Raw genomic sequence first — 22,317 nt, 5'->3', positions numbered from 1 at the left:
TTACCCCTATGAATCCCAGAATTAGTCTTGCCATTGGTATTTTATGTATCGCCTTTTCGCCCATATTTGTAAAACTTTGCGGGGCGCCTCCAATTACTGCGGCTTTTTACAGGGTGTTTTTGGCCTGGCTGGTATTGGCTCCGTGGTGTTTCTGGAAAGTTAAGCTTAAAATAGCTACTAAAGAACTGCTAACCGCTTTCCTGGGCGGACTCATTTTTGCCTCGGATATTGCCGTGTGGAATATTTCCTTAGAGCATATCAGTGCTACCGTATCAACTTTGGTGGCTAATCTGGCTCCGGTTTGGGTTGGGCTCATCAGTTTTTTTATTTTGCGCAAAAAATCGGGGATGCTGTATTGGGTGGGTACGGCCATTGCCATGGCAGGAATGGTTATTTTAGTGGGTTATCAAAATATCCTGGGCCTTAAATTTAATATTGGCATTGTGCTGGCACTTTTAGCCAGTGTGTTTTATTCGGTTTACATTGTGATAACCAATAATATTTTACAGCGGATTGGCACTTTATCATTCATGTTTTATAACATGCTTGCGGCCTGTGTTTTCCTCCTGATCATCAGTTGCTGGCAGGGTAATAATTTGGTTAGTTTTTCTTTAAACAGCTGGCTTTGTTTTTTGGGAATGGGTTTGCTTTGCCAGTTAACCGGCTGGATAACCATTAACTATTCACTGCGATTTTTGGAGAGTACCAAGGTGGCTATAGCACTTTTAGGGCAAACAGTACTTGCAGGTATTATAGCCGTAATTTTACTGCACGAAAGCCTGCAGCTGAAAGAAATAATAGGCAGCGTGATTGTACTTGTCGGGATCGCGGTAACATTTTTAAAAGGAAAGCAATCGGTTAGTATCAAGTAGTTAGTATCAAGTATCAAGACAAACGCAATTCTTTTTATAAAAGAACCCATGATACTTGATACTAACTACTTGATACTTGATACTTGATACCCGATACTCTACCTTTGCATTTTAGCGCATGATCATAAAATCTACTATCGACCGTATTATGGAAGCCACCGACATTGTGGAGGTGATAGGGGAGTTTGTGCAGTTAAAAAAGCGCGGTGCAAACTACGTGGGCTTGTCGCCATTTGCCAATGAGCGTACCCCATCGTTCACGGTATCTCCGGCGAAAGGCATTTTTAAGGATTTTTCGACAGGCAAAGGTGGTTCGGCGGTTACTTTTTTAATGGAGCTGGAGAAATTCAGCTATCCTGAAGCCTTAAAATGGCTGGCCAAAAAGTACGGCATCGAGGTTGAAGAAACTGTTGATCATCCGGAAAACAAAGAAGAGGACCTGCGCCGTGAAAGCCTCATGATCGTGACGGCCTTTGCAGCCAAATTTTTTCATGAAAGTTTGCTGGATACCGAAGAAGGCAGGAATATAGGCCTGAGCTATTTTAAAGAGCGCGGCTTTAGTACCGAAACGATTAAAAAATTCGAGCTTGGTTATTCTCCCGATCAGTGGGAGGCTTTTACCGGTACTGCCATCAGTCAAGGTTATCAGCAGCAGTTTTTAGAAGAAAGCGGGCTATCGGTTAAACGCGATAATGGTACGCTGTATGATAGGTACCGCGGCCGGGTGATGTTCCCGATACATAGTTTTACCGGTCGTGTGATAGCTTTTGGCGGTCGTACGCTGAAGAAAGACAAGAACGTACCCAAATACGTAAACTCGCCCGAGAGCGAGATCTACCATAAATCAAACGTACTTTACGGATTGTATTTTGCCAAGAAGGCTATCCGCGATGAAGATAACTGTTACCTGGTAGAAGGTTATGCCGATGTGCTGTCGGTTCATCAGGCCGGCATCGAAAATGTGGTAGCATCATCTGGTACTTCGTTAACTACCGAACAGATCAGGTTGATTAGTCGTTTTACGCAAAATATTACCATTTTGTATGATGGCGACGCGGCTGGTATCAAAGCATCCCTGCGCGGGCTGGATATGATACTGGAAGCAGGCCTCAACGTAAAAGTGGTCTCTTTTCCCGACGGACATGACCCGGATTCGTACGTACGCCTGGTAGGTACCAGCGCTTTCAAAAAGCATATAGAGGAAAATAAAAAAGATTTTATTCTTTATAAAGCCAACCTGCTTTTAAAAGATGCCGGTAACGATCCGATAAAGAAAGCCGAGATCATCCGTGAGATCGTAGAGAGTATTGCCAAGATCCCCGACTCGATCAAGGCTTCGGTTTTCATTAAGGAGTGTAGCTATCTATTACAGATAGATGAGCGGTCGTTACTGTCCGAACTCAATAAAATGCGGCAGGCCAAAGCCAAAAAGGATGGTCAACAGCAGCAAAATACCAGGTACTCGCCGCAGCAGCCACCAGACGAGCCCAATTTTTTTGACGAGCCCGAGGTTCAGGAAGCTAAAGATGAAAGCGCGCAGGAAAAAGAGATCATCAGGCTGTTGCTTTTATACGGCAATAGAATGATCGACTGGGATGGCATCGCCAATACCTATATCGGTCCGTTTATGATAGCTGAGTTGGGTGATGTTACTTTTGAACACCCTGTTTGTAAAATGTTTACGGATATATACCGGCAGGAAGTAGAGAATGGTGTGCTGCCCGATGATACCTATTTTATCCATCATCAGGATAAAGGGATTGTTGACCTCACGGTAACCATGCTGGCCTCCAAGTATACGCTGAGCGAAAACTGGTACGAGATGCACAGGATCATGATACATGATGAGCAGGACAACATGAAAGCTGCCATCCTGGGTGCTATTTTCCATCTCAAGAAACATAAGGTGGGTAAAATGCTCGAGAGCCTGCGCAATGAGCTGCAAAAGGCCGAGACCGAAGCCGACCAGGAAATATTACTGAATCAGTACATCCGCATGAAAAAGGTCGAGAAAATGATCTCCGACTTTTTAGGCTCGGTAATTATCAAATAATGCAAAATAGAAATCAAGATATAAGAGTCAGGAATCAAGATAAGCACAAAGCAAATCCATTTGGCTACGCTCTTGTTACCTTGTTTTGCTACTGTCTTAATTCTTGGTTCTTGACTCTTAACTTTAAATAATGGCCACACACCTTGACCTGGGCCGCGCCGGCGAAGCTTTAGCTAAAACCCACCTGGAAAATGCCGGTTATGAAATACTGGATGAGAATTGGACCCACGGAAAAGCTGAGATAGACCTGATTGCATATAAAAACAAGGTTATTATATTTACCGAAGTAAAAACCCGTACCGGTAATGGTTTTGGCGAACCCGAGGATTTTGTGGATGCCCGTAAACAAAAATTACTGGCTGATGCCGCAGATGAATATATTTACCTCATGAACCACCAGGGCGATGTGCGGTTTGATATTATCGCCATTTTGTTTGACAGGGATAAAAATTATATACTAAACCACATTGAAGATGCGTTTTGGCCTTCGGCCACCTAATATACTTATGAATAATAAAATAAAAGTACTTTTTGCCGCCTGCGCCTTATTGGCGTTTGGCTGTAGCTGCAATAATAAACCAAAAGAAAGCGGCGCTGACTATACCATCAGTCCCGAAGCAGGAACCTCTTACAAATCTGGTGATGAAGTAAAAGTTAAAGTGAGCCTGCCTGCGGATGCAAAGCCCGATTCCATCGTATATATGCTGGATGCGCTGAAGTTAGGCGTGGGTAAAGATTCATCGGGTATCAGTCTTAAAACAGATACCATTCCGCTGGGTATTAAAGTGATTACCGCTAAAGTTTATACGGCCGGTAAAAGCGAGGATGTAACCACTAATATTATTTTAACGGCTGCTAAAGCACCGGAGATGCTGACCTATAAAGTTGAAAAAGTGTTTCCGCATGATACCAGCTGCTATACCGAAGGCTTGCTTTATCAGGATGGTGTGCTTTATGAAAGCGGGGGCGGTTATCTTGACCCGCCGCCGGGACAATCAAAAGATGTACAGTCGAGATTAAGAAAAGTTGACTTGGCTACTGGCAAATCGATCAAACAAATTATGCTTGATCCCAAAGTTTTTGGCGAAGGTATCTCCATTGTAGGTAATAAGCTCATCCAATTGACCTACCTGGAAAAGATAGGTTATGTTTATGATAAGGACACTTTTAAACTGCTGAGCACTTTTACAAACAATGTTGGCGTTGAAGGTTGGGGTATGTGTTTTGACGGTAAAAAACTGTACATGGACGATAAAACCAATCGGATCTTTTTCCTGGATAAGGATACCTATAAACAAATAGGCTTTATTGATGTGTATGACGATAAGGGACAGGTAGAAGAGGTGAATGAACTGGAATATATTGATGGTAAAATATACGCCAATGTATTTCATACCAATTACATATTAGTAATCGATCCTAAAACAGGTGCGGTATTACAAAAGATTGATCTGAGCAATTTATACCCGGAAGCAAGCAGAAATCCAAATGCGGATGTAATGAATGGTATAGCCTGGGATGCAAAAGGTAAACGCCTGTTTGTAACCGGCAAAAAGTGGCCGCATTTGTACCAGATAAAGTTGGGCAAATAAGGAGCTTTTGGCTATTTAATAGGTTGCCATCCATATTTAGTCATAAATTCATCAACTTCTTCTTGAAATGATTTTTTTGAATGGTGGTTTTCTTGATTCTTTATATAATTGATAACGGTTTCTACTTGTGATTCACTTATTGAAACGGCAAAATAATCATCCTGCCAGCTGAATTTTTCAGGAACAAGATTGTTTTTGTTGATCCAAAATGATGATTCGCCTTTTATCAGCTGACCTATCTTTGCAATATTTTGATCTTTTCCTAAAGAAATAAGGCAATGTAAATGATCTGCATAACCATTAATTGCTTGCAGGAAAATTTCTTTTTCTAAACAGTTTTCGGCAATATGTTTATATAGGTCATATCTGAATTCTTTTTTAAGCCATGGTTCACGATTTTTTGTGGCAAAAACTAAATGAATCCAGATTTTTACGAATGACATGATATAGGTTCGGCTAAAGCCTTTTGTGTTTGAATTAGTCCGTCCCATAAATGGGACGGCAATGAATTTCATTACGTAAATTAATGATTTTTTAAGTTATGCAGATTTATTGGATGGAAAATAAATTTCAAATTAAATTCATGGCCATTAGCTTGGCTATGAAATTTATAATGAAAAGCCTGGACTATCCTATATGAGTAAACCTTTTTAATAATTTCAAATTAAATTCGTGGTCATTGGCTTCGGCTATGAAATTTATAATGAAAAGCCTGGACTATCCTATATGAGTAAACCTTTTTAATAAATTTCAAATTAAATTCATGGTCATTGACTTCAGCTATGAAATTATAATAAGAGCCTTCGTTAGCCTAAATTAATAGCCTTTTAAATGAATGCAGACCAAATTCATTGCCGTTGGCTTCAGCCAACGGATGATAAATTGACAAATCTGGCTTTAGCCGAATATAAATATGCTAATCAAACGCTCCTCCTTCAGGGGGCTTGGTCTAAATCCAGGGCGTGTGATGTGAGTTGGCTTTTTCCCATTTATCGAGCTTATCGTTTACAAAATATAGCCAGTAAGCGTCACTAACGGGCCGGTTTGTATCGCCATTCTGATAGTATTGTTGGCTATATTGTACTACCTCGATAAATGTTTTAGTATCAGGGTAGTTTTTCGCGGCTATGGTATTATCTGGTTTTTTGTTTAAATATTGCTGCACTTCATCTTTGCTCATCCCTAATTTTAGTACGCTCAGATTTACAGGTCTCGCCGCATCCAGGCTTTCACGGATTGCGCCGCATGATGCAAGCATAATAGCCAATAATACTATTAGGATAGGTTTAAAAGGTTTGGTCATATGAATTGCTCTTAAATTATACAGGTATAGAGACTGTTTTAGCGCTAAAGTTTAAGCGTAGAAAAAATAAAAAAACGCCCTCGCGCCGTTCGAAGTCTCTGACTTCGAACAATTATGCTTGTGGTCTTCAGACTACAGGAAAACATTGAACCAGCCAACTGTCTGTAGTTTTAAACTACAGACATAGTCGTCCGAAGTCAGAGACTTCGAACAGTGAAGAATTTTATAATAAAAGAGCCCACAATTGTGGGCTCTTTTATTATAAAATGAATATGCAAATCAAAAGCTCCTCTGCCAATTGGCAGAGGCTGGAGGCTTACCTCCAGGCTTTATACTGGTTGATCAAACCATTGGTTGATGAATCATGGCTGCTGATCTCGCTGTTATCTTTCAATTCTGGAAGAATTTTGCCGGCCAGTTGTTTGCCCAGTTCAACACCCCATTGGTCAAAGCTGTAAATGTTCCAGATAATGCCCTGTACAAATATTTTATGTTCGTACATCGCAATTAACGAACCCAGGCTATGCGGAGTGATCTTTTTAAGCAGGAATGAATTGGTAGGACGGTTACCTTCAAATACCTTGAAAGGAGCTATCTCCGCTATTTCTGCCTCAGATTTACCGGCGGCTTTTAACTCGTCGATCACTACTTCTTCGGTTTTACCATTCATCAAAGCTTCGGTTTGTGCAAAGAAATTGGATAGTAACATGTTATGGTGTTCGCCAAGTGGATTATGCGATTGTGCCGGCGCTATAAAGTCGGCAGGGATCAGTTTAGTGCCCTGGTGTATCAGCTGATAAAAAGCGTGCTGACCGTTGGTGCCCGGTTCGCCCCAGATGATTGGGCCGGTAGAGTAATCAACCTCTTTCCCATTTCGATCCACGTGCTTACCATTACTTTCCATATCGCCTTGTTGAAAGTAAGCGGCAAAACGATGCATGTACTGGTCGTATGGTAATATCACGTTGGTTTCTGATTCAAAGAAGTTATTATACCAGATACCGATCAAAGCCTGTATAACCGGGATGTTCTGGTCGAACTCAGTAGTGCGGAAATGCTCGTCTGTAGCATGAGCACCTTCCAGCAGTTTCACAAAATTATCAAAGCCAATGCTTAAAGAGATAGACAGGCCAATAGCGCTCCATAAAGAGTAGCGACCGCCAACCCAATCCCAAAACTCAAACATGTTTTTGGTGTCGATACCGAATTTTTCTACAGCGGCAGAATTGGTTGACAGGGCAGCAAAATGTTTAGCCACATCGGCCTCTTTTGCTCCGGCAGCCAGGAACCAGTCGCGGGCGCTATGCGCATTCGCCATAGTTTCCTGGGTGGTGAATGTTTTGGAAGCGATGAGAAATAAAGTAGTTTCCGGATCAACCACTTTTAGGGTTTCGGCAATGTGGGTGCCATCAACGTTAGATACAAAGTGCAGGGTCAAATGGTTCTTGTAAGCCTTTAATGCTTCGGTAACCATTACCGGGCCCAGGTCAGATCCGCCGATACCGATGTTTACCACATCAGTAATAGGTTTGCCGGTATAGCCTTTCCAGTCGCCTGAAATAATAGCGTGACTGAAATCTTTCATGTGGTCAAGCACTTTATTTACATCTGGCATCACATCTTTACCGTCAACGTAAATAGGTTTGTTGCTGCGGTTACGCAGGGCAATATGCAGCACCGGGCGGTCTTCGGTAACGTTGATCCTTTCGCCCGAGAACATGGCTTCAATTGCCTTATTTACTGAACATTCCTTTGCTAACTGTATCAATAAAGCGATAGTTTGCTCGTCTATCCGGTTTTTGGAATAATCAAACAAAATGTCTTCAAACTGGATATGGAATTTCTTAAAACGCTCTTTATCAGTATCAAATAGCTCTTTCAGGCTTTTCGATACGATGTCGATGTAATGATCGGTTAAATATTTATAACTCTGGGTGGTGGTAAAATCGATGTTTGGCAGCATAATTGAAGTGTTTTTTAACAAAAGTAACAAGTTAATTGTTAGGTGGATATTAAATATGAAACTAACAATTCTTAGTGTTGTTTTAACACTGCTTACATAGTGTTTGTTTTACACCTAAAAATTACGAAAATTTTAAAAATATTTGACAATCGTTTGGATATTTCAAATGATTATTTGATATATTTGTCTTGTTGGTAATCAAATGAGTAATTTATCATCAATTTGTAAATTTAAAAGTAAAAATAAAGAGGTCATGTTTGAAAAACTTTTTTTGCTTATAAAAAATAACGCCGGGACGGCTGTTGTTAACAATCCTGTAATACCTGCTAAGCACCGCGAAGCAGTGATGATCGAAGCATCAAGTTCCATCATTGAGGTTTTAAAAGGCCAGATGGAAAATGGCAAATTGAAAGAGCTGATCAAGTACTTTCAATCGTCGGGTATTTACAATCATTCTTTAGTATCAAGCATTGTAAACCGCTTTGCCAACCGGTTGAACACTTTTTATCATATTGACCCGGTACAAGCATTGGCCACAGCAAACGCGCTGATACCTCAGGTAATGCAGGAGTTGGTAAAGGCATCAAAAAGTGAGCAGATCAAAGAATTTGGCTTAACTAATATGCTTACAAAACTAAATGGTAACAAAGCCGACCTGAGTTTATTGCTTGATAAACTGATGGTGGCTTAATAAAAAAATATAACCCCTGATAAGGCTCGCAAATTTGCGGGCCTTTTTTGTTGGGTAAACGCCGAAAATCATGGTTTACACTATTTTAAGGGCAAGTGTTAACCATGAAAAGTGTAAACCGTGTAAACCCTCTTTTTAGAAAAATAGCCCGTCTGCTTAAGGATCATGTTTCAAGCTCTCGGTGAAGTATAGTTTCGGAACTTTTTATTTTATGCCGATTATCAAATTGTCGCGCGGTATCGACTCACCCCGCCTGCGCTTCGCTGGACGACCCTCTCTTCAGCTTCGCTGGAAAGAGGGTGGGGGAAAAATCTTTGCTCCTCTGTCCTTTTATCTTTGATCAATTTTTAAACGCCCCTTTTTTTATTTATGCCGATTATCAAATTGTATATATTTGCCAAATGACTAAAGAACAGATTCAGGATTTAAGGGATAGATTAGTTTCCCTGAGGAGGCATCTTTGACATCGACAAGAAGCTTGACCAATTAAAAATAGAACAGGAAATAACCGTAGGCCCCCATTTTTGGGATCAGCCCAAAGAAGCCGAAAAAGTACTGGCATCCATCAAAACCAAAAAAGTATGGACAGATGAGTTTCAGAAAGTATCATCGGTAATTGATGATACCGGCGTGCTTTTTGAATTTTATCAAAGTGGTGATGCTTCCGAAGCAGAAATGCAGGAGCAATATAACACCGCCATTAAGGTAGTAGAAGAACTGGAATTTAAAAACATGCTTTCGGCCGAGGAAGACCAGTTTAATGCCGTATTACAAATTACAGCAGGTGCCGGTGGTACCGAAAGCTGCGACTGGGCGGGCATGCTCATGCGTATGTACATTATGTGGGGCGAAAAAAACGGCTACAAAGTTACCGAGCAGGATTATCAGCCAGGTGATGTAGCCGGTGTGAAAACCGTAACCCTGCAATTGGAAGGTGATTTTGCTTATGGTTATTTAAAGGGCGAGAATGGGGTTCACCGTTTAGTGCGGGTGTCGCCATTTGATGCCAATGCCAAACGCCATACTTCATTCGCGTCGGTATATGTTTATCCATTGGTTGATGATACCATCGAAATTGATATTAACCCGGCTGATATTGAGTTTGAAACCTTCCGCTCTGGCGGTGCCGGTGGACAGAACGTGAACAAGGTGGAAACCGCCGTGCGTTTATACCACAAGCCATCAGGCATCATTATTAAAAACCAGGAGTCGCGCTCGCAGCTACAGAATAAGGATAATGCTATCCGCTTACTCAAATCGCAACTGTATGAAATTGAGATGCGTAAACGCATGGAGATCACCAACGCCATTGAAGGCAACAAAAAGAAAATTGAATGGGGCTCACAGATCCGAAACTACGTACTACACCCATACAAACTGGTGAAGGATCTGCGTACCGATCATGAAACATCCAATGCCGCAGCCGTACTGGATGGTGAGCTTAACGAATTTTTAAAAGCCTACCTCATGGAATTTGGCGGGCCTAAAAGTTAAGTAATGCACATGCAAGTCCCTATGTCGCGTTAAAAATTCAACGGTGCTTTCATAATTGAAAGCACCGTTTTTTGTTTTAAACAGAAATTGTAACTTGCCAAACCCATTTACAAACTTTATTTATGAAACCCATTTTATCAGCCTTTATTTTAATGATAGCAACAACGGCGGCTTATAGCCAGGAAAAGGCAATCCCCTTATATCCCAAAGGCGTACCCAATTCCAAACCCACTCCTGCTGCTTATGTCGAGAAAACTGATCAGCGATCCTGGATAGATCATGTTAGCGTGCCAACACTTACACCCTATTTTTTGCCAAAAGATAAGGCTAACGGGGCTGCGGTAATTGTTATTCCGGGTGGGGGTTATTCCGGCTTGGCTTCGGGACATGAGGGTATGGCTGTTGCACAGGAGTTTAATAAAATAGGGGTTACCGCTTTTGTTTTAAAATACCGCCTGCCCAGTGATCAGATTATGCAGGATAAATCCATTGGTCCGCTGCAGGATGCGCAAACTGCTATTATGATGGTGCGCAAACGGGCGGCAGAATGGGGTATCGATCCCAACAAGATCGGTATCATTGGCTTTTCGGCAGGGGGGCACCTGGCCTCTACCGCGGGGACTCATTTTGATAAACCCGTTATTGAAAATAACGGGATCAACGTTCGTCCGGATTTTATGATGCTGATTTACCCGGTGATCACTTTTGGAGAGCAGGCTCATGTAGGCTCGCGCGAGAATTTGATTGGTAAAACACCATCAGCGGCACAGGTCGATCTGTATTCCAATGAAAAACAAATTACAACCAATACCCCACCAACATTTTTAATACATGCCGAAGATGATAAAACCGTACCTGTACAAAACAGTCTGCTGTTTTATGATGCCCTGCTTAAAAATGGCGTAAAGGCCGAAATGCACCTGTTTCAGGAAGGCGGTCACGGCTTTGGTTTAAACAATTCCAAAAATAAAGGGAAGTGGTTTGACTGGGCCACCAACTGGTTGGACGAAAATGGGTTTTTGAAGGGGAAGTAAACAGGATGATAAAATCGATTCCAGAGAATTTTCATGACAGTATTATTCAGGACATCTGCATAGGTTTTCGCAAAAAGATTACGGCGTTAACCTTAGAAAATTATCTTTTAGAAAACGATAGACCTAACGGCTTAACTATTAAGCGTAAGCTCAGCTTTTATGGTGTAGTTTTACAGGAGTTTAGTAGTTTTCAGCAAGACAATATTGTATTTGATATAACCGAATCCGAAAGCTTCGATGATTTTTCGGTCGAACAAAAATTATACTTAGAGCGAATGCGCAATTATTTTAATCCGGGTTTTCTTGACAGTATCAGGATAGACCAAGATTTAAAATACTATTTCATTCATACTTCCACAGGAGTTGAAGGGTTTGTGATAAGTAGGGAATATGAAGTAGTTAGTTTATAATCCAGCCTATAATACGTCTTGTGCCTCGTATAACAACACATACTCCAAACCATCCACATCATCCATCGCCTCGCCAATTTTTGTAAAGCCTAAGCGGTTTACCAATTGCATGGATGGTATATTCTCCGGGGATACAGAAGCAACAAATTTAGTAACACCAAACTCGGTTTGTGCCCAGGTCATCATCGCTTTGATGGCTTCAGTTACATAATTAAGCCTTTGGTAACCTTTAAATATCCGGTAGCCTAATTCAACCGCATCCCGCACATAAATATGCAGGTATTCCGGATCTGGACGACTATGGAAACGGATCAGGCCGATCATCACCTGTTCTTCGGGCAATATAACAGCCCGGGCCGACCAGGGGAAATAGTCCGGATCATTGTTGAGCTGTCGCCGACCATATTCAAAACTGCTGGTGTGTTCCAGCAGTTCTTTGGGAATGCTGGCTCCAAGCAATCGTCCGGCGCTGCGTAAATTACCGGCTAAACAAGCTTCAACAACATCACTGCTCATGAGGCGAAGTATCAATCGCGGAGTAATGATATCATCCAATGGTGTATGCATCAATGGGGGATTTGATTATTCCAAAATCAACAGCAACTCGTTCATCTCGGCAACTTTTTCTGCTGAGCCCAGATTCTCATAGGCGCTGATCAGGTTGCGGATCACCCTGCGGATGATATCGGTATTGGAGCAGGGCTCATAAAACTGCTTATCGGCTTTCAGGTTTAGCTGTTTCAGGAACATATCCACATCCCGGCGACCAAATATAAATCCCTTGTTAAAGGCGTTGATGTAAAACAGGATGCCGCTTTCAAATTCGCTTTGCTGGCTTTCATCCAGATAAGCTAAAATAAAATGCTGCGGCAGATTTACACCATACACCGGTATATCCAGTTTTTGAGCCACGATGGAATAAATGATGGCCAGCGATATCTGGTTACCCTTCTTGATGTCGAGCACCTGGCTTATATAACTGTTCTGCGGGTCGAGGTGATTAGATGTATTACCGCTAAAACCATAGATATTATAAAACACATGGTTGATCAGCTTGATCTGCTCCTTAGGACTGGCTTCGTGCATCATCTGTATCCAGATGTCGCGTTTAATGCCTTCTATCTGGTTAATGATCTTTTGTTCGTCCAAATCGGGGTACTGATAGCGGTTAATAATCAGAATACCCTGCAACAAGTCAAACGCTCCGCTCTGATGCCAGAGTTTTAAGTCGTTCTTTAGAGTAATGAACTGGATTTCATGAACCAGGTTGGCTATACGTTCTTGCTGTATCGCGTCAAAAGCTTGTTCAAAAGCGCTTTCCAAATAAGCGATGGCCTCCACGCCATATGCCAATAGTTTGTCATGCACATGCTCATATATCTCACTATCAGGGTCGTCAAGTAAGCGGATCAGGGAATTTACTTCAGTTGGATTAATCATACGCCGTAATGCTAAAATACTAAACCTTTATTTATTTTTACAGCGATGTTAAATTTTAGGTTTGTTAAGGATTACCTGTTGCACCGCATCCGGGCTAAAAACAGGCACGGCTTACACTCTCCGTTTGTTTATCAGCTGGTTGATTCAGTTATTTACGATCATACCGCCCAAAAAACATACCACGAGATCGAAAATATCCGCAAAAAGTTACTTGTTGACAATCGTGTGATCTCCGTGACCGATTTGGGCGCAGGATCGCATTTGAATAATAACCGCCAAAAGCGAATAGGTGACATTGCTGCCAATGCTTTAAAGCAACCCAAACTGGCTCAACTGCTTTACCGGCTGGCTGCCCGCTTTAAACCTCGCAACATTATTGAACTGGGTACCTGCCTGGGTATCACCACGCTTTACCTGCAGGAGGGTGCCCCCAATGCACACATTTATACCATGGAAGGCTGTCCGCAAACGGCCGGGGTGGCCAAAGAAACATTTGAGCAAGCAGGGTTTAATGAGATTGAGCTGATCACCGGCAACTTTGATGACAACCTACCGGGCGTTATCAGCCAGCTCGACCAGCTCGACTTTGTGTTTGTAGACGGCAACCATCAAAAAGATGCCACTTTAAAATATTTTGAATGGTGCCTGCCAAAAGTGCATGAAGATACCCTGCTGATATTTGATGATATTTATTGGAGCGAAGGTATGAAGGAAGCCTGGGCACAGATCAAAGCTCACCCGCAGGTTACCGTAACGGTTGATCTGTTTTGGATCGGACTGGTATTCTTCAAATCAGGCAGAGCCGAGAAAGAGCATTTTTTGATAAGGTACTGATTGGAGCAAGGATTTTTGGAACAAAGAGCAAGGACTGGAAGAATAAATATTTTTGGAGCAATGAACAAGACAAGGGATACAAAATCCTTGCTCTTTGTTCCAAAAATCCTTACTCAAAAATCAAAACGCCTGCCCTAATCCAACATAAAAACCACTTTGTCTGGCTTCTCCGGCAATTTTTTGACCAATGCCATAGTCGGCACGTATGCTCAAGCCTTTTTCTATGTCGAAAAAGTAACGGAGACCGCCGCCGTAGTTGGGTTTCAGGTCGCTAAAACTGAAGTCTTTGTTAAAAACCTCGCCTGTTCCTATAAAACCTACTACACCAATGCGTTCGGTGAGGCGGTAGCGCAGCTCGGTTTGCCCAACGGTAAGGTTGCGGTCGCGGTAACGGCCGTTGTAATAGCCACGCATAATTTCGTCATTACCCAAAGTCGGCATCATAAAAAATGGTGACTGGCCGCCTATCAGGCTCTGATCCTGTATGTCGATACCCAATACCAATTTTTTACTCAGCGAGAAAAACTGACTGTACTCAATATTAAAAAAGCCCCCTTTATAATCAAAACCGGATAAGCCTTTGGTTAACTGTAAGGAAGTGGAGATCAATGCACCACGGGTAGTATAAGTGTTGTTGTTTCGGCTGTCGAAAATAAGGCTTGGGCCTACGTAAACACTGGTACCCCCAGTTCGGAATTGCACCCGAGGGTCTGTATAAAAAATACTGTTGGCTTGTCCATCGCTAAAACTATAGTGATCGCCACCGGCAACCAAACCTACATAAAAATTATCGGCTACCTTTTTTTCAGCGGCGAAGTTTAGTTTAAGACGTTTCTGGCCAATCCGGTCGGTATTTGCTTTGAGGGTATTATTGCCAATGCCATAAAAATCAAAAGGAAAGTTAATATAACCAATACCTGCTGTAAAATGATATTTGTTTTGCGGAGTCCAATAACTGGTGCTCAGGCTTAGCCTGTTTTGTCCCTTAGTAGTTATGGTAGCATATCCAAAAATGTTGGATACCCGGGTATTACGGCTTACGGTATCGGTGTAAAAAGAATATAAGCCTGCACCGCCTGCTTCAAGCCCGGTTTCGGGGGCCGAGCTTAGTACGGGTAAAATAACAAAGCTGCTTTTTTTAGTAGTGTCTTTATCAAAATACATTTTCCTGATAAATTTGGGCAGGAGATGTGTTTGCGAAAATGCGGATGGAACGCTGATCAATATAAAGAGAACGGTAATAAGTTTTTTCATATATGGTATTCAGATGTGCAAATGTGCAAATTTCAGATGTGCAAATTTTGGTGATGTGTACATTTAATCAATATTTTCATCTGCGCATCTGAAATTTGTACATCCGCACATCAATAAAACATCTGCACATCTGAAATTCGCATGTCTGCACATCAATATTTCATCAACACATTGTTAACTCATCTGCACATCTGAAATTTGCACATCTGCACATTATAAAAATCCCTACTTTTGCACCGAAATTTTATTGATATACTATGAGCATCACAAGAGGACCTATTTCGCAGTTTATTGAAAAGAACTATCTGCATTTTAACGCGGCAGCATTAATGGACGCGGCAAAAGGATATGAAACACACCTTGACGAAGGCGGCAAAATGATGGTTACCCTTGCCGGTGCCATGAGTACGGCCGAACTGGGCATTTCGCTGGCTGAAATGATCCGTCAGGATAAAATCGCCATTATTTCCTGTACAGGCGCCAACCTGGAAGAGGATATCATGAACCTGGTAGCACATTCACACTACAAAAGGGTGCCAAACTATCGCGACCTGAGTCCGCAGGAAGAATGGGATCTGCTCGAAAACCATTACAACCGTGTTACCGATACCTGTATCCCGGAGGAAGAAGCATTCCGTCGTTTACAAAAGCATATCCATAAAATATGGAAAGATGCTGATGATAGCGGTGAGCGTTATTTTCCGCATGAATACATGTACAAGATATTATTAAGCGGCGAATTGGAGCAGTATTATGAAATAGATCCAAAGAACTCCTGGATGTTGGCCGCTGCCGAAAAAAATCTGCCTATTGTTGTACCGGGATGGGAAGACAGCACCATGGGTAACATTTTTGCATCGTACATTATCAAAGGTGAGCTAAAAGCATCAACCATGAAAAGCGGTATTGAGTATATGGCCTGGCTTGCCGACTGGTATACCAAAAACTCATCGGGAAAAGGAATAGGATTTTTCCAGATAGGTGGCGGCATAGCCGGCGACTTCCCGATATGCGTGGTACCGATGCTTTACCAGGATATGGAGATGCATGATGTTCCGTTCTGGAGCTACTTTTGCCAGATATCAGATTCAACTACCTCGTATGGCTCTTATTCAGGGGCGGTACCCAACGAAAAAATAACCTGGGGCAAGCTGGATATACATACCCCTAAGTTTATTGTAGAAAGCGACGCAACCATTGTTGCACCATTGATATTTGCCTGGATATTAAAACAATAATTTAAAATTCAAATATGCCGGCAATGCAGTTTGGTGTTTGAAAAATTGCATTGTTGGCCAAAAAGCCTCCCTGCGTTGTTTAAAAGGCTTTTTGTGGTTATTTAGAACGATTATAAATTATAGGTTACTGTCATTTATGTGTCAGCGATACTGTAATAAATTTTACTTTTGTGCCTGAAATAATGAGATGGAGCGTACATCTTTACAGCGGTTTCAAACATTAATATAAAAATTATTTAGCATAAATACACTTTATGAGAAATTTCTCATTGATTTTTAAACAATTCTCAAGGTCGGTTCTTCTAATTGCCGGGTTTGCTTTTTGGGGTTTTTCAAATGCTTATGCTCAGGCCGACGCGGCTAAAGGCGAAGCCATCTTCAAATCCAAATGTACTGCCTGTCATAAGATCGATCAGCAATTAATTGGCCCTGCCTTGGGTCCGCAGCTTACTGAAGAAACGGATGACAAGTATCTGATCAAATGGATCCAGAACAACCAGGCTTTGATCGCTGCCAAGAATCCTAAAGCTTTGGCGATCTATAACAAGTTCAATCAGGCAGGTATGACGGTATTTACCGAACTTTCTGACGCTGATGTAACTAATGTTATAGATTATGTGCGTACGGAATGGAAAACCATGAAGGATAAAAAGCCTGAAGGTGACGGTAAAGCTGCAGCGGCTGCTGAAACCGGTCCGAGCAGTATGGTTATCTGGGGCTTAGTAGCTGTTATCATTATTGCATTTATTGTAATACTGGTATTAAACAGGGTTGTAGCCACTTTAGAGCGCCTGCTGTTAAAAGGTAAAGGTGTTGTAATTGACGAAGAAGCTGAACCAACTGCCGAAGAAGTAGCTGAGGCTAAGAAAAAAGATCTGATCAAAAGGATCCTTAAAAATAAGAAGCTGGTATTCTTCATTATCCTTTGCGGTACACTTGCTATGGGCAGCTGGGGATGGGTTACCTTGTGGAACACTAACGTGCACACAGGTTACCAACCGGTACAGCCTATTAAATACTCACATGAGTTACACGCAGGTACCATGAAAATTGATTGTCAGTATTGCCACTCTGGCGCTTACAAATCAAAGAACGCTTCTATTCCTTCGCTTAACGTTTGTATGAACTGCCACAAGGTTGTTAAAACCGAGTCGCCGGAGATACATAAAATATACGATGCTTTGGGTTATGATCCAAAAACTCAAAAGTATGACAGCACCCAGGCTAAACCTATCCAGTGGATACGCGTTCACAACCTGCCGGATCTGGCTTACTTTAACCACTCACAGCACGTTAAGGTTGGCGGCATCAAATGCCAAACCTGCCATGGCCCGGTTCAAACCATGAAAGAGGTTTACCAGTATTCGCCATTAACTATGAAATGGTGTATCCAGTGCCACAAACGTACCGAAGTTAACGGTAAAGGAAACGCTTACTACGATAGCATACTTGCTGCTCACGATAAGATCAAGAAGGGCGAGAAAGTTACAGCCGCGGTGTTAGGCGGTATCGAGTGCGGCAAGTGCCACTATTAATAAATAAGAATTTTAGCATTACAGTTTATATAACTTAAATGGACAGCAATAAAAAATACTGGAAAGGTTTAGAAGAACTAAACAGAACACCAGAATTTGTTGAGAAAAATAAAAACGAATTTGCCGAGCCTATTCCAATTGAGGAAATACTCAGCGGAGATGGTTTATCTGCTAAAACCCCACGTCGCGACTTTTTAAAGGCGCTTGGGTTTGGTGTAGGAGCGGTTACCCTGGCAGCTTGTCAGCGTGTACCTGTACATAAATCAATCCCTTACCTGATCAAACCTGAAGAGGTTACACCGGGCGTAGCAAACTACTATTCTTCAAGTTATGAGGGACAGGCCATATTAGTTAAAACACGTGAAGGTCGTCCTATTAAAGTAGAAGGTAACCCTAATGATATTTTTTCAAAAGGCGGCTTAAGCGCGCAGGCCCAGGCTTCGGTTTTGGATCTGTATGATGTAAACCGTTTAAAAGATCCAAAACTGAATGGCGGCGAAGCCGGGTGGTCTGAGATCGATGCTTTTGTGATCAAAGAACTGGCCGCTATCAAAGCAGCAGGTAAAAACATCCGTTTGGTAACATCAAGCATCAACAGCCCTTCTACCTTAGCTGTAATTGCCGAATTTATTAAGCAATATCCAACTGCTAAACATGTTACTTATGATGCCGTATCCTATACCGGTATTATACAAGCCAACCAAAACAGCTTTGGTAAAGCCGTAATACCACATTACAACTTTGATAAAGCAGATGTAATTGTAAGCTTTGGCGCCGATTTCCTGGGAACCTGGATCTCTGGTGAAGAGTTTACCCGTCAGTACGTATCAAACCGTAACAACAAATCGCTGGAAAGCAAAAAGATGTCACGTCACATCCAGTTTGAAAGCGGTATGAGCCTTACCGGTACCAATGCCGATAACCGTTTAGCGATCAAACCATCAGAAGAAGGTATCGCTATCATCAACTTATACAATGCTATTTCTGGTACTACTTTACCAGGTTCAAAAAAATTAAGCAGCAAAGCAGCGGAGAACGCTATTACTATTGCCGCTAAAGAATTGGTTGCCGCTAAAGGAAAAGCTTTGGTAGTAGCAGGTTCAAATGATGTAGCTACACAGGTTTTAGTAAATGCCATCAACTCCCTGCTGGGCAGCTACGGTACTACTATCGATCTGGATAACCCATCAAAACAATACGCCGGTAACGATGCTGAGTTTGTTGAGTTTGTAAATGAGTTGGGTAGAGGTGAAGTTGCAGGTGTATTATTCCTGAACGTTAACCCGGCTTACGATTACTTCAAAGCGAAAGAATTTAAAGACGCGCTGGCTAAGGCACGTTTGAGAGTATCCTTTGCCGATCATGATGATGAAACCGCTTTAGTATCCAATGTAATAGCGCCAAACCACCATTACCTGGAGTCATGGGGCGATGCTAACGCCGTTGAAGGTTACTATACTGTTATACAGCCAACCATTAACCCGGTATATAACACCCGCCAGGCCGAGCATAGCTTACTGGTATGGGCACAAAACCCGGTTAAAGATTACTATACCTTCGTTCGTAACAACTGGAACGATAACCTGCTTGCCAAAGGTGGTTTATCTGGCCAAAAAGGCTGGGAAACCCTGTTGCAGACCGGTATGATCAAAACTACACCGAACACTGCAGGTACTTACACTTTTAACCGTGACCTGAATGCTGTAGCGCAAACTATCCTGACACACAGCGCTTCAATTGCGGCTGGTGATGGTAAGTTTGAATTGCAGGTTTATCAATCACCTGCCATAGGCGATGGTAAACGTGCCAACAACCCATGGTTACAGGAATTGCCAGACCCGGTTTCGAAAGTTACCTGGGATAACTTTGTAGCTGTTTCTGTTGCTGATATCAAAAAATTAAAACTGAGCGAAGGTGATGTGATCAAAATAACCGCTAACGGTTACACTGTTGATCTACCTGTACTGGCCCAACCTGGTCAGGCACAAGGTACTGTATCTATAGCTGTTGGCTATGGTCGTACCAATGCCGGTCCGGTGGGTGATAACGTAGGTAAAAACGCGTTCCCTTTCTACAGCTTCCGTAACGGAACTTTCCAGACTACCGCTGTAGTTACCGAATTTAATCCAACAGGTATCAAATCACCGCTTGCACAAACACAAACGCACCACTCATACGAAGGTCGTAGTGTAATTCGCGAAGCTAAATTTGCCGAATACAAAAAAAATCCAGCTGTTCACAGTGGTAATGAAAAAGGCCATAAGAACTACGACGAAGAAAGCTTATGGGATGTACCAAGCCACGATCGCCCGGTTTATGACTGGGTTATGGCTATCGACCTGAACGCCTGTACCGGTTGCGGTGCCTGCGTGGTAGCTTGTAACGCGGAGAATAACATTCCTGTAGTTGGTAAAGACGAAGTACGCCGCCGCCGCGAAATGCACTGGATCCGTATCGACCGTTATTACAGCTACGAAGAAAAAGGTGAAAACATTACCGAGGAGTACGAAATAGATAAATTAAAGGATGATGCCTTTGATAACGTAACCGTAGTGCATCAGCCAATGCTTTGCCAGCACTGTGATCACGCTCCGTGCGAAACAGTTTGCCCGGTATTAGCAACCGTACACTCATCAGAAGGTTTAAACCAGATGGCATACAACCGTTGTGTGGGTACCCGTTATTGCGCAAATAACTGCCCTTACAAAGTACGCCGCTTTAACTGGTTCAACTACTGGAACGATTCACGTTTTGATAACTACCTGAACAATGAGCATACTCAACTGGTATTAAACCCAGATGTTGTTACCCGTTTCCGCGGTGTAATGGAAAAATGCTCTATGTGCGTACAACGTATACAAGCTGGTAAACTGAAAGCTAAAATTGAAAAACGCCCGCTTAAAGACGGCGAGATCAAAATGGCTTGTCAGCAAACATGTTCTGCAAACGCTATTGTTTTTGGTAACAGAAACGATCCTAATTCAGAAGTTTCAAAAGCACTGAAAAGCGAAAGAACTTACTACGTGCTGGAAGAGTTAAACGTACAGCCAGGTATCGGTTACCAGGTAAAGGTTAGAAACGCAGTTGAATTAGAGGCTTAAAATTTTTATATACAGAGATTAAAATATATGGCATCTCATAGTGAATCAATAATAAGGGAACCGTTAATAACGGGTAAGGACATTACCTATGGTCAGATCACTGACGATATATTACGTCCCGTAGAAAATATGCCAAGTAAAGCTTGGTGGATCGGTTTTACGGTAGCCTCACTCGGAGCATTACTTTGGGTATTCTCCATCAGCTACACCTTCTGGTACGGTATCGGGTCATGGGGATTAAATAAAACAGTAGGATGGGCCTGGGATATTACCGGTTTCGTGTGGTGGGTAGGTATCGGTCACGCCGGTACGCTTATCTCGGCTGTGTTATTACTATTCCGTCAAAACTGGCGTAACTCTATTAACCGCTCGGCCGAAGCGATGACCATCTTCGCGGTAATTTGCGCGGCCACCTATATCGGCGCTCACATGGGCCGCCCGTGGATGGCTGTTTATTCATTGCCTTTACCAAACCAATATGGCTCATTATGGGTTAACTTTAACTCACCGCTTATCTGGGACGTATTCGCGATATCAACTTACTTCTCGGTTTCACTGGTATTCTGGTACACAGGTTTATTGCCGGATATGGCTTCTATCCGTGACCGCGCAACCGGTATCCGCCGCCGTATTTATTCGGTAGCTTCATTCGGCTGGACAGGCTCAGTTAAAACCTGGCAGCGTTTTGAAACCGTATCATTAATATTAGCAGGTTTATCAACACCACTGGTACTTTCGGTACACACCATCGTATCTATGGACTTTGCCACATCCCTTGAACCGGGATGGCATACTACCATTTTCCCTCCATACTTCGTTGCGGGAGCTATCTTTTCAGGTTTCGCCATGGTGCAAACGCTGTTACTGGTAACCCGTAAAGTATTAGGTCTGGAAAACTACATCACCATGTTCCACATCGAATCGATGAACAAGATTATCCTGGTAACAGGTTCGGTAGTAGGTGTGGCGTATATCACGGAGTTCTTTATCGCTTACTATTCTGGTGGCGAATATGAGCAATACACCTTCTTAAACAGGTTTATCGGTCCGTACTGGTGGGCAGCCTGTATGATGTATGGCTGTAACGTATTGATGACCCAGATGATGTGGTCAAAGAAAGTTAGAACCAATATCCCAATTTCATGGGTACTATCTATCATTGTAAATATAGGTATGTGGTTTGAGCGTTTTGTGATCATCGTTGTTTCCTTACACCGCGATTACATTCCTTCAAGCTGGGCCATGTTTTACCCAACCTGGGTTGACGTAGGTGTGTTTGTTGGATCTATCGGTATATTCTTTACCATGTTCCTGTTGTTCATCCGGGTGATGCCTTCTGTAGCGATTGCGGAAGTGAAATTACTGCTGAAGAGCGCGAGTGAGCAGGCTAAGAAGAAACAAATTGCCGAAGGTCACCTTGATCCGGCCCATGTAGAGTTCTACAAAGAGAACCTGATCAAATTTGATAGTATTGACCATTCTGAATACGAAAAAGCATAATAA

At 42.3% G+C, this 22,317-nt stretch carries 19 protein-coding genes; 13 read left to right on the top strand and 6 right to left on the bottom strand.

The features are described 5' to 3' along the window. Nucleotides 1-8: 8 nt before the first annotated feature. From ACNURT_RS24560 to ACNURT_RS24545, 4 genes are all read left to right on the top strand, one after another. Nucleotides 9-872: a DMT family transporter gene (locus ACNURT_RS24560; RefSeq protein WP_419699889.1), complete on the top strand. Its 864-nt coding sequence runs from the start codon at nucleotides 9-11 to the stop codon at nucleotides 870-872. A 118-nt stretch (nucleotides 873-990) separates the two neighbouring features. Then, nucleotides 991-2,925 (top strand): DNA primase, encoded by a 1,935-nt coding sequence (gene dnaG / locus ACNURT_RS24555; protein WP_419699888.1) that lies wholly within the window; start codon nucleotides 991-993, stop codon nucleotides 2,923-2,925. Nucleotides 2,926-3,055: 130 nt separating this feature from the next. Then, a complete protein-coding gene (locus ACNURT_RS24550; protein ID WP_419699887.1) occupies nucleotides 3,056-3,424 on the top strand; it encodes a YraN family protein in 369 nt (122 codons plus the stop codon). A 7-nt stretch (nucleotides 3,425-3,431) separates the two neighbouring features. Next, nucleotides 3,432-4,517 carry a glutaminyl-peptide cyclotransferase gene (locus tag ACNURT_RS24545; protein ID WP_419699886.1) on the top strand — a complete coding sequence of 362 codons (1,086 nt, stop codon included), beginning with the start codon at nucleotides 3,432-3,434 and terminating at the stop codon, nucleotides 4,515-4,517. An 11-nt stretch (nucleotides 4,518-4,528) separates the two neighbouring features. Here ACNURT_RS24545 and tnpA read toward each other — a convergent pair whose 3' ends face one another. The 3 genes from tnpA to pgi all read right to left on the bottom strand — a co-directional run bounded on the left by tnpA (nucleotide 4,529) and on the right by pgi (nucleotide 7,783). Next, the gene (tnpA, locus tag ACNURT_RS24540; protein ID WP_419699885.1) at nucleotides 4,529-5,032 is read right to left on the bottom strand and encodes an IS200/IS605 family transposase; all 504 of its coding nucleotides are present in this window, start codon (nucleotides 5,030-5,032) and stop codon (nucleotides 4,529-4,531) included. Nucleotides 5,033-5,466: 434 nt separating this feature from the next. Further along, nucleotides 5,467-5,820, bottom strand: a complete 354-nt coding sequence (locus ACNURT_RS24535) for a hypothetical protein (RefSeq protein WP_419699884.1) — start codon at nucleotides 5,818-5,820, stop codon at nucleotides 5,467-5,469. Between the two features lie 316 nt (nucleotides 5,821-6,136). Next, entirely contained in the window at nucleotides 6,137-7,783 is a 1,647-nt protein-coding gene (gene pgi, locus ACNURT_RS24530) for a glucose-6-phosphate isomerase (RefSeq protein WP_419699883.1), read from the bottom strand. Between the two features lie 253 nt (nucleotides 7,784-8,036). Here pgi and ACNURT_RS24525 point away from each other — a divergent pair, with 253 nt between their 5' ends. The 4 genes from ACNURT_RS24525 to ACNURT_RS24510 all read left to right on the top strand — a co-directional run bounded on the left by ACNURT_RS24525 (nucleotide 8,037) and on the right by ACNURT_RS24510 (nucleotide 11,412). Next, nucleotides 8,037-8,474 (top strand): hypothetical protein, encoded by a 438-nt coding sequence (locus ACNURT_RS24525; RefSeq protein WP_370997223.1) that lies wholly within the window; start codon nucleotides 8,037-8,039, stop codon nucleotides 8,472-8,474. Nucleotides 8,475-8,875: 401 nt separating this feature from the next. Next, nucleotides 8,876-9,968 (top strand): peptide chain release factor 2 gene (gene prfB / locus ACNURT_RS24520; RefSeq protein WP_370997224.1). Its coding sequence is split into 2 segments (ribosomal slippage): nucleotides 8,876-8,935 and nucleotides 8,937-9,968, totalling 1,092 coding nucleotides; the frame shifts between segments, so codons are not numbered across the junction. Nucleotides 9,969-10,090: 122 nt separating this feature from the next. Further along, complete coding sequence (locus ACNURT_RS24515; protein ID WP_419699882.1) at nucleotides 10,091-11,002, top strand: alpha/beta hydrolase; 912 nt, start codon at nucleotides 10,091-10,093, stop codon at nucleotides 11,000-11,002. Nucleotides 11,003-11,007: 5 nt separating this feature from the next. Continuing rightward, entirely contained in the window at nucleotides 11,008-11,412 is a 405-nt protein-coding gene (locus ACNURT_RS24510; protein WP_419699881.1) for a hypothetical protein, read from the top strand. Nucleotides 11,413-11,418: 6 nt separating this feature from the next. Here the strand turns inward: ACNURT_RS24510 and ACNURT_RS24505 are convergent, their stop codons facing one another. Together ACNURT_RS24505 and ACNURT_RS24500 are read right to left on the bottom strand one after the other, a co-directional pair. Further along, nucleotides 11,419-11,979 carry a GNAT family N-acetyltransferase gene (locus ACNURT_RS24505; RefSeq protein WP_419699880.1) on the bottom strand — a complete coding sequence of 187 codons (561 nt, stop codon included), beginning with the start codon at nucleotides 11,977-11,979 and terminating at the stop codon, nucleotides 11,419-11,421. A gap of 15 nt (nucleotides 11,980-11,994) precedes the next feature. Then, nucleotides 11,995-12,852, bottom strand: coding sequence for a transglutaminase family protein (locus tag ACNURT_RS24500; protein WP_419699879.1), 858 nt, complete (start codon nucleotides 12,850-12,852; stop codon nucleotides 11,995-11,997). A gap of 45 nt (nucleotides 12,853-12,897) precedes the next feature. On the opposite strand from ACNURT_RS24500, the gene ACNURT_RS24495 reads away from it, so the two are divergent. Then, entirely contained in the window at nucleotides 12,898-13,686 is a 789-nt protein-coding gene (locus ACNURT_RS24495) for an O-methyltransferase (RefSeq protein WP_419699878.1), read from the top strand. 120 nt (nucleotides 13,687-13,806) lie between these two features. Here ACNURT_RS24495 and ACNURT_RS24490 read toward each other — a convergent pair whose 3' ends face one another. Beyond that, nucleotides 13,807-14,940 (bottom strand): BamA/TamA family outer membrane protein, encoded by a 1,134-nt coding sequence (locus ACNURT_RS24490; protein ID WP_419699877.1) that lies wholly within the window; start codon nucleotides 14,938-14,940, stop codon nucleotides 13,807-13,809. A 257-nt stretch (nucleotides 14,941-15,197) separates the two neighbouring features. Between ACNURT_RS24490 and ACNURT_RS24485 the strand changes: the two genes are divergently transcribed. From ACNURT_RS24485 to nrfD, 4 genes are all read left to right on the top strand, one after another. Next, on the top strand, nucleotides 15,198-16,178 hold the full coding sequence (locus ACNURT_RS24485) for a deoxyhypusine synthase family protein (protein ID WP_076378712.1): 981 nt from the start codon (nucleotides 15,198-15,200) through the stop codon (nucleotides 16,176-16,178). Between the two features lie 254 nt (nucleotides 16,179-16,432). After that, a complete protein-coding gene (locus ACNURT_RS24480; RefSeq protein ID WP_419699876.1) occupies nucleotides 16,433-17,713 on the top strand; it encodes a cytochrome c3 family protein in 1,281 nt (426 codons plus the stop codon). Nucleotides 17,714-17,751: 38 nt separating this feature from the next. Then, nucleotides 17,752-20,814, top strand: a complete 3,063-nt coding sequence (locus ACNURT_RS24475) for a TAT-variant-translocated molybdopterin oxidoreductase (protein WP_419699875.1) — start codon at nucleotides 17,752-17,754, stop codon at nucleotides 20,812-20,814. Between the two features lie 27 nt (nucleotides 20,815-20,841). Further along, nucleotides 20,842-22,314, top strand: coding sequence for an NrfD/PsrC family molybdoenzyme membrane anchor subunit (gene nrfD / locus ACNURT_RS24470; RefSeq protein WP_419699874.1), 1,473 nt, complete (start codon nucleotides 20,842-20,844; stop codon nucleotides 22,312-22,314). The last annotated feature ends 3 nt before the right edge of the window (nucleotides 22,315-22,317 follow it).

The sequence above is a fragment of the Mucilaginibacter sp. NFX135 genome (genome assembly GCF_048565145.1).
Lineage (GTDB): Bacteria > Bacteroidota > Bacteroidia > Sphingobacteriales > Sphingobacteriaceae > Mucilaginibacter.
Note: the sequence above shows the minus strand (reverse complement) of the source record. Positions and strands in the feature narration are given on the sequence as shown.

Bases quoted from the DNA above. Each gene is read 5' to 3' on its own strand.
- ACNURT_RS24560 (WP_419699889.1), top strand. From the start codon at position 9: ATGAATCCCAGAATTAGTCTTGCCATTGGTATTTTATGTATCGCCTTT.
- dnaG (WP_419699888.1), top strand. From the start codon at position 991: ATGATCATAAAATCTACTATCGACCGTATTATGGAAGCCACCGACATT.
- ACNURT_RS24550 (WP_419699887.1), top strand. From the start codon at position 3,056: ATGGCCACACACCTTGACCTGGGCCGCGCCGGCGAAGCTTTAGCTAAA.
- ACNURT_RS24545 (WP_419699886.1), top strand. From the start codon at position 3,432: ATGAATAATAAAATAAAAGTACTTTTTGCCGCCTGCGCCTTATTGGCG.
- tnpA (WP_419699885.1), bottom strand. From the start codon at position 5,032: ATGAAATTCATTGCCGTCCCATTTATGGGACGGACTAATTCAAACACA.
- ACNURT_RS24535 (WP_419699884.1), bottom strand. From the start codon at position 5,820: ATGACCAAACCTTTTAAACCTATCCTAATAGTATTATTGGCTATTATG.
- pgi (WP_419699883.1), bottom strand. From the start codon at position 7,783: ATGCTGCCAAACATCGATTTTACCACCACCCAGAGTTATAAATATTTA.
- ACNURT_RS24525 (WP_370997223.1), top strand. From the start codon at position 8,037: ATGTTTGAAAAACTTTTTTTGCTTATAAAAAATAACGCCGGGACGGCT.
- ACNURT_RS24515 (WP_419699882.1), top strand. From the start codon at position 10,091: ATGAAACCCATTTTATCAGCCTTTATTTTAATGATAGCAACAACGGCG.
- ACNURT_RS24510 (WP_419699881.1), top strand. From the start codon at position 11,008: ATGATAAAATCGATTCCAGAGAATTTTCATGACAGTATTATTCAGGAC.
- ACNURT_RS24505 (WP_419699880.1), bottom strand. From the start codon at position 11,979: ATGCATACACCATTGGATGATATCATTACTCCGCGATTGATACTTCGC.
- ACNURT_RS24500 (WP_419699879.1), bottom strand. From the start codon at position 12,852: ATGATTAATCCAACTGAAGTAAATTCCCTGATCCGCTTACTTGACGAC.
- ACNURT_RS24495 (WP_419699878.1), top strand. From the start codon at position 12,898: ATGTTAAATTTTAGGTTTGTTAAGGATTACCTGTTGCACCGCATCCGG.
- ACNURT_RS24490 (WP_419699877.1), bottom strand. From the start codon at position 14,940: ATGAAAAAACTTATTACCGTTCTCTTTATATTGATCAGCGTTCCATCC.
- ACNURT_RS24485 (WP_076378712.1), top strand. From the start codon at position 15,198: ATGAGCATCACAAGAGGACCTATTTCGCAGTTTATTGAAAAGAACTAT.
- ACNURT_RS24480 (WP_419699876.1), top strand. From the start codon at position 16,433: ATGAGAAATTTCTCATTGATTTTTAAACAATTCTCAAGGTCGGTTCTT.
- ACNURT_RS24475 (WP_419699875.1), top strand. From the start codon at position 17,752: ATGGACAGCAATAAAAAATACTGGAAAGGTTTAGAAGAACTAAACAGA.
- nrfD (WP_419699874.1), top strand. From the start codon at position 20,842: ATGGCATCTCATAGTGAATCAATAATAAGGGAACCGTTAATAACGGGT.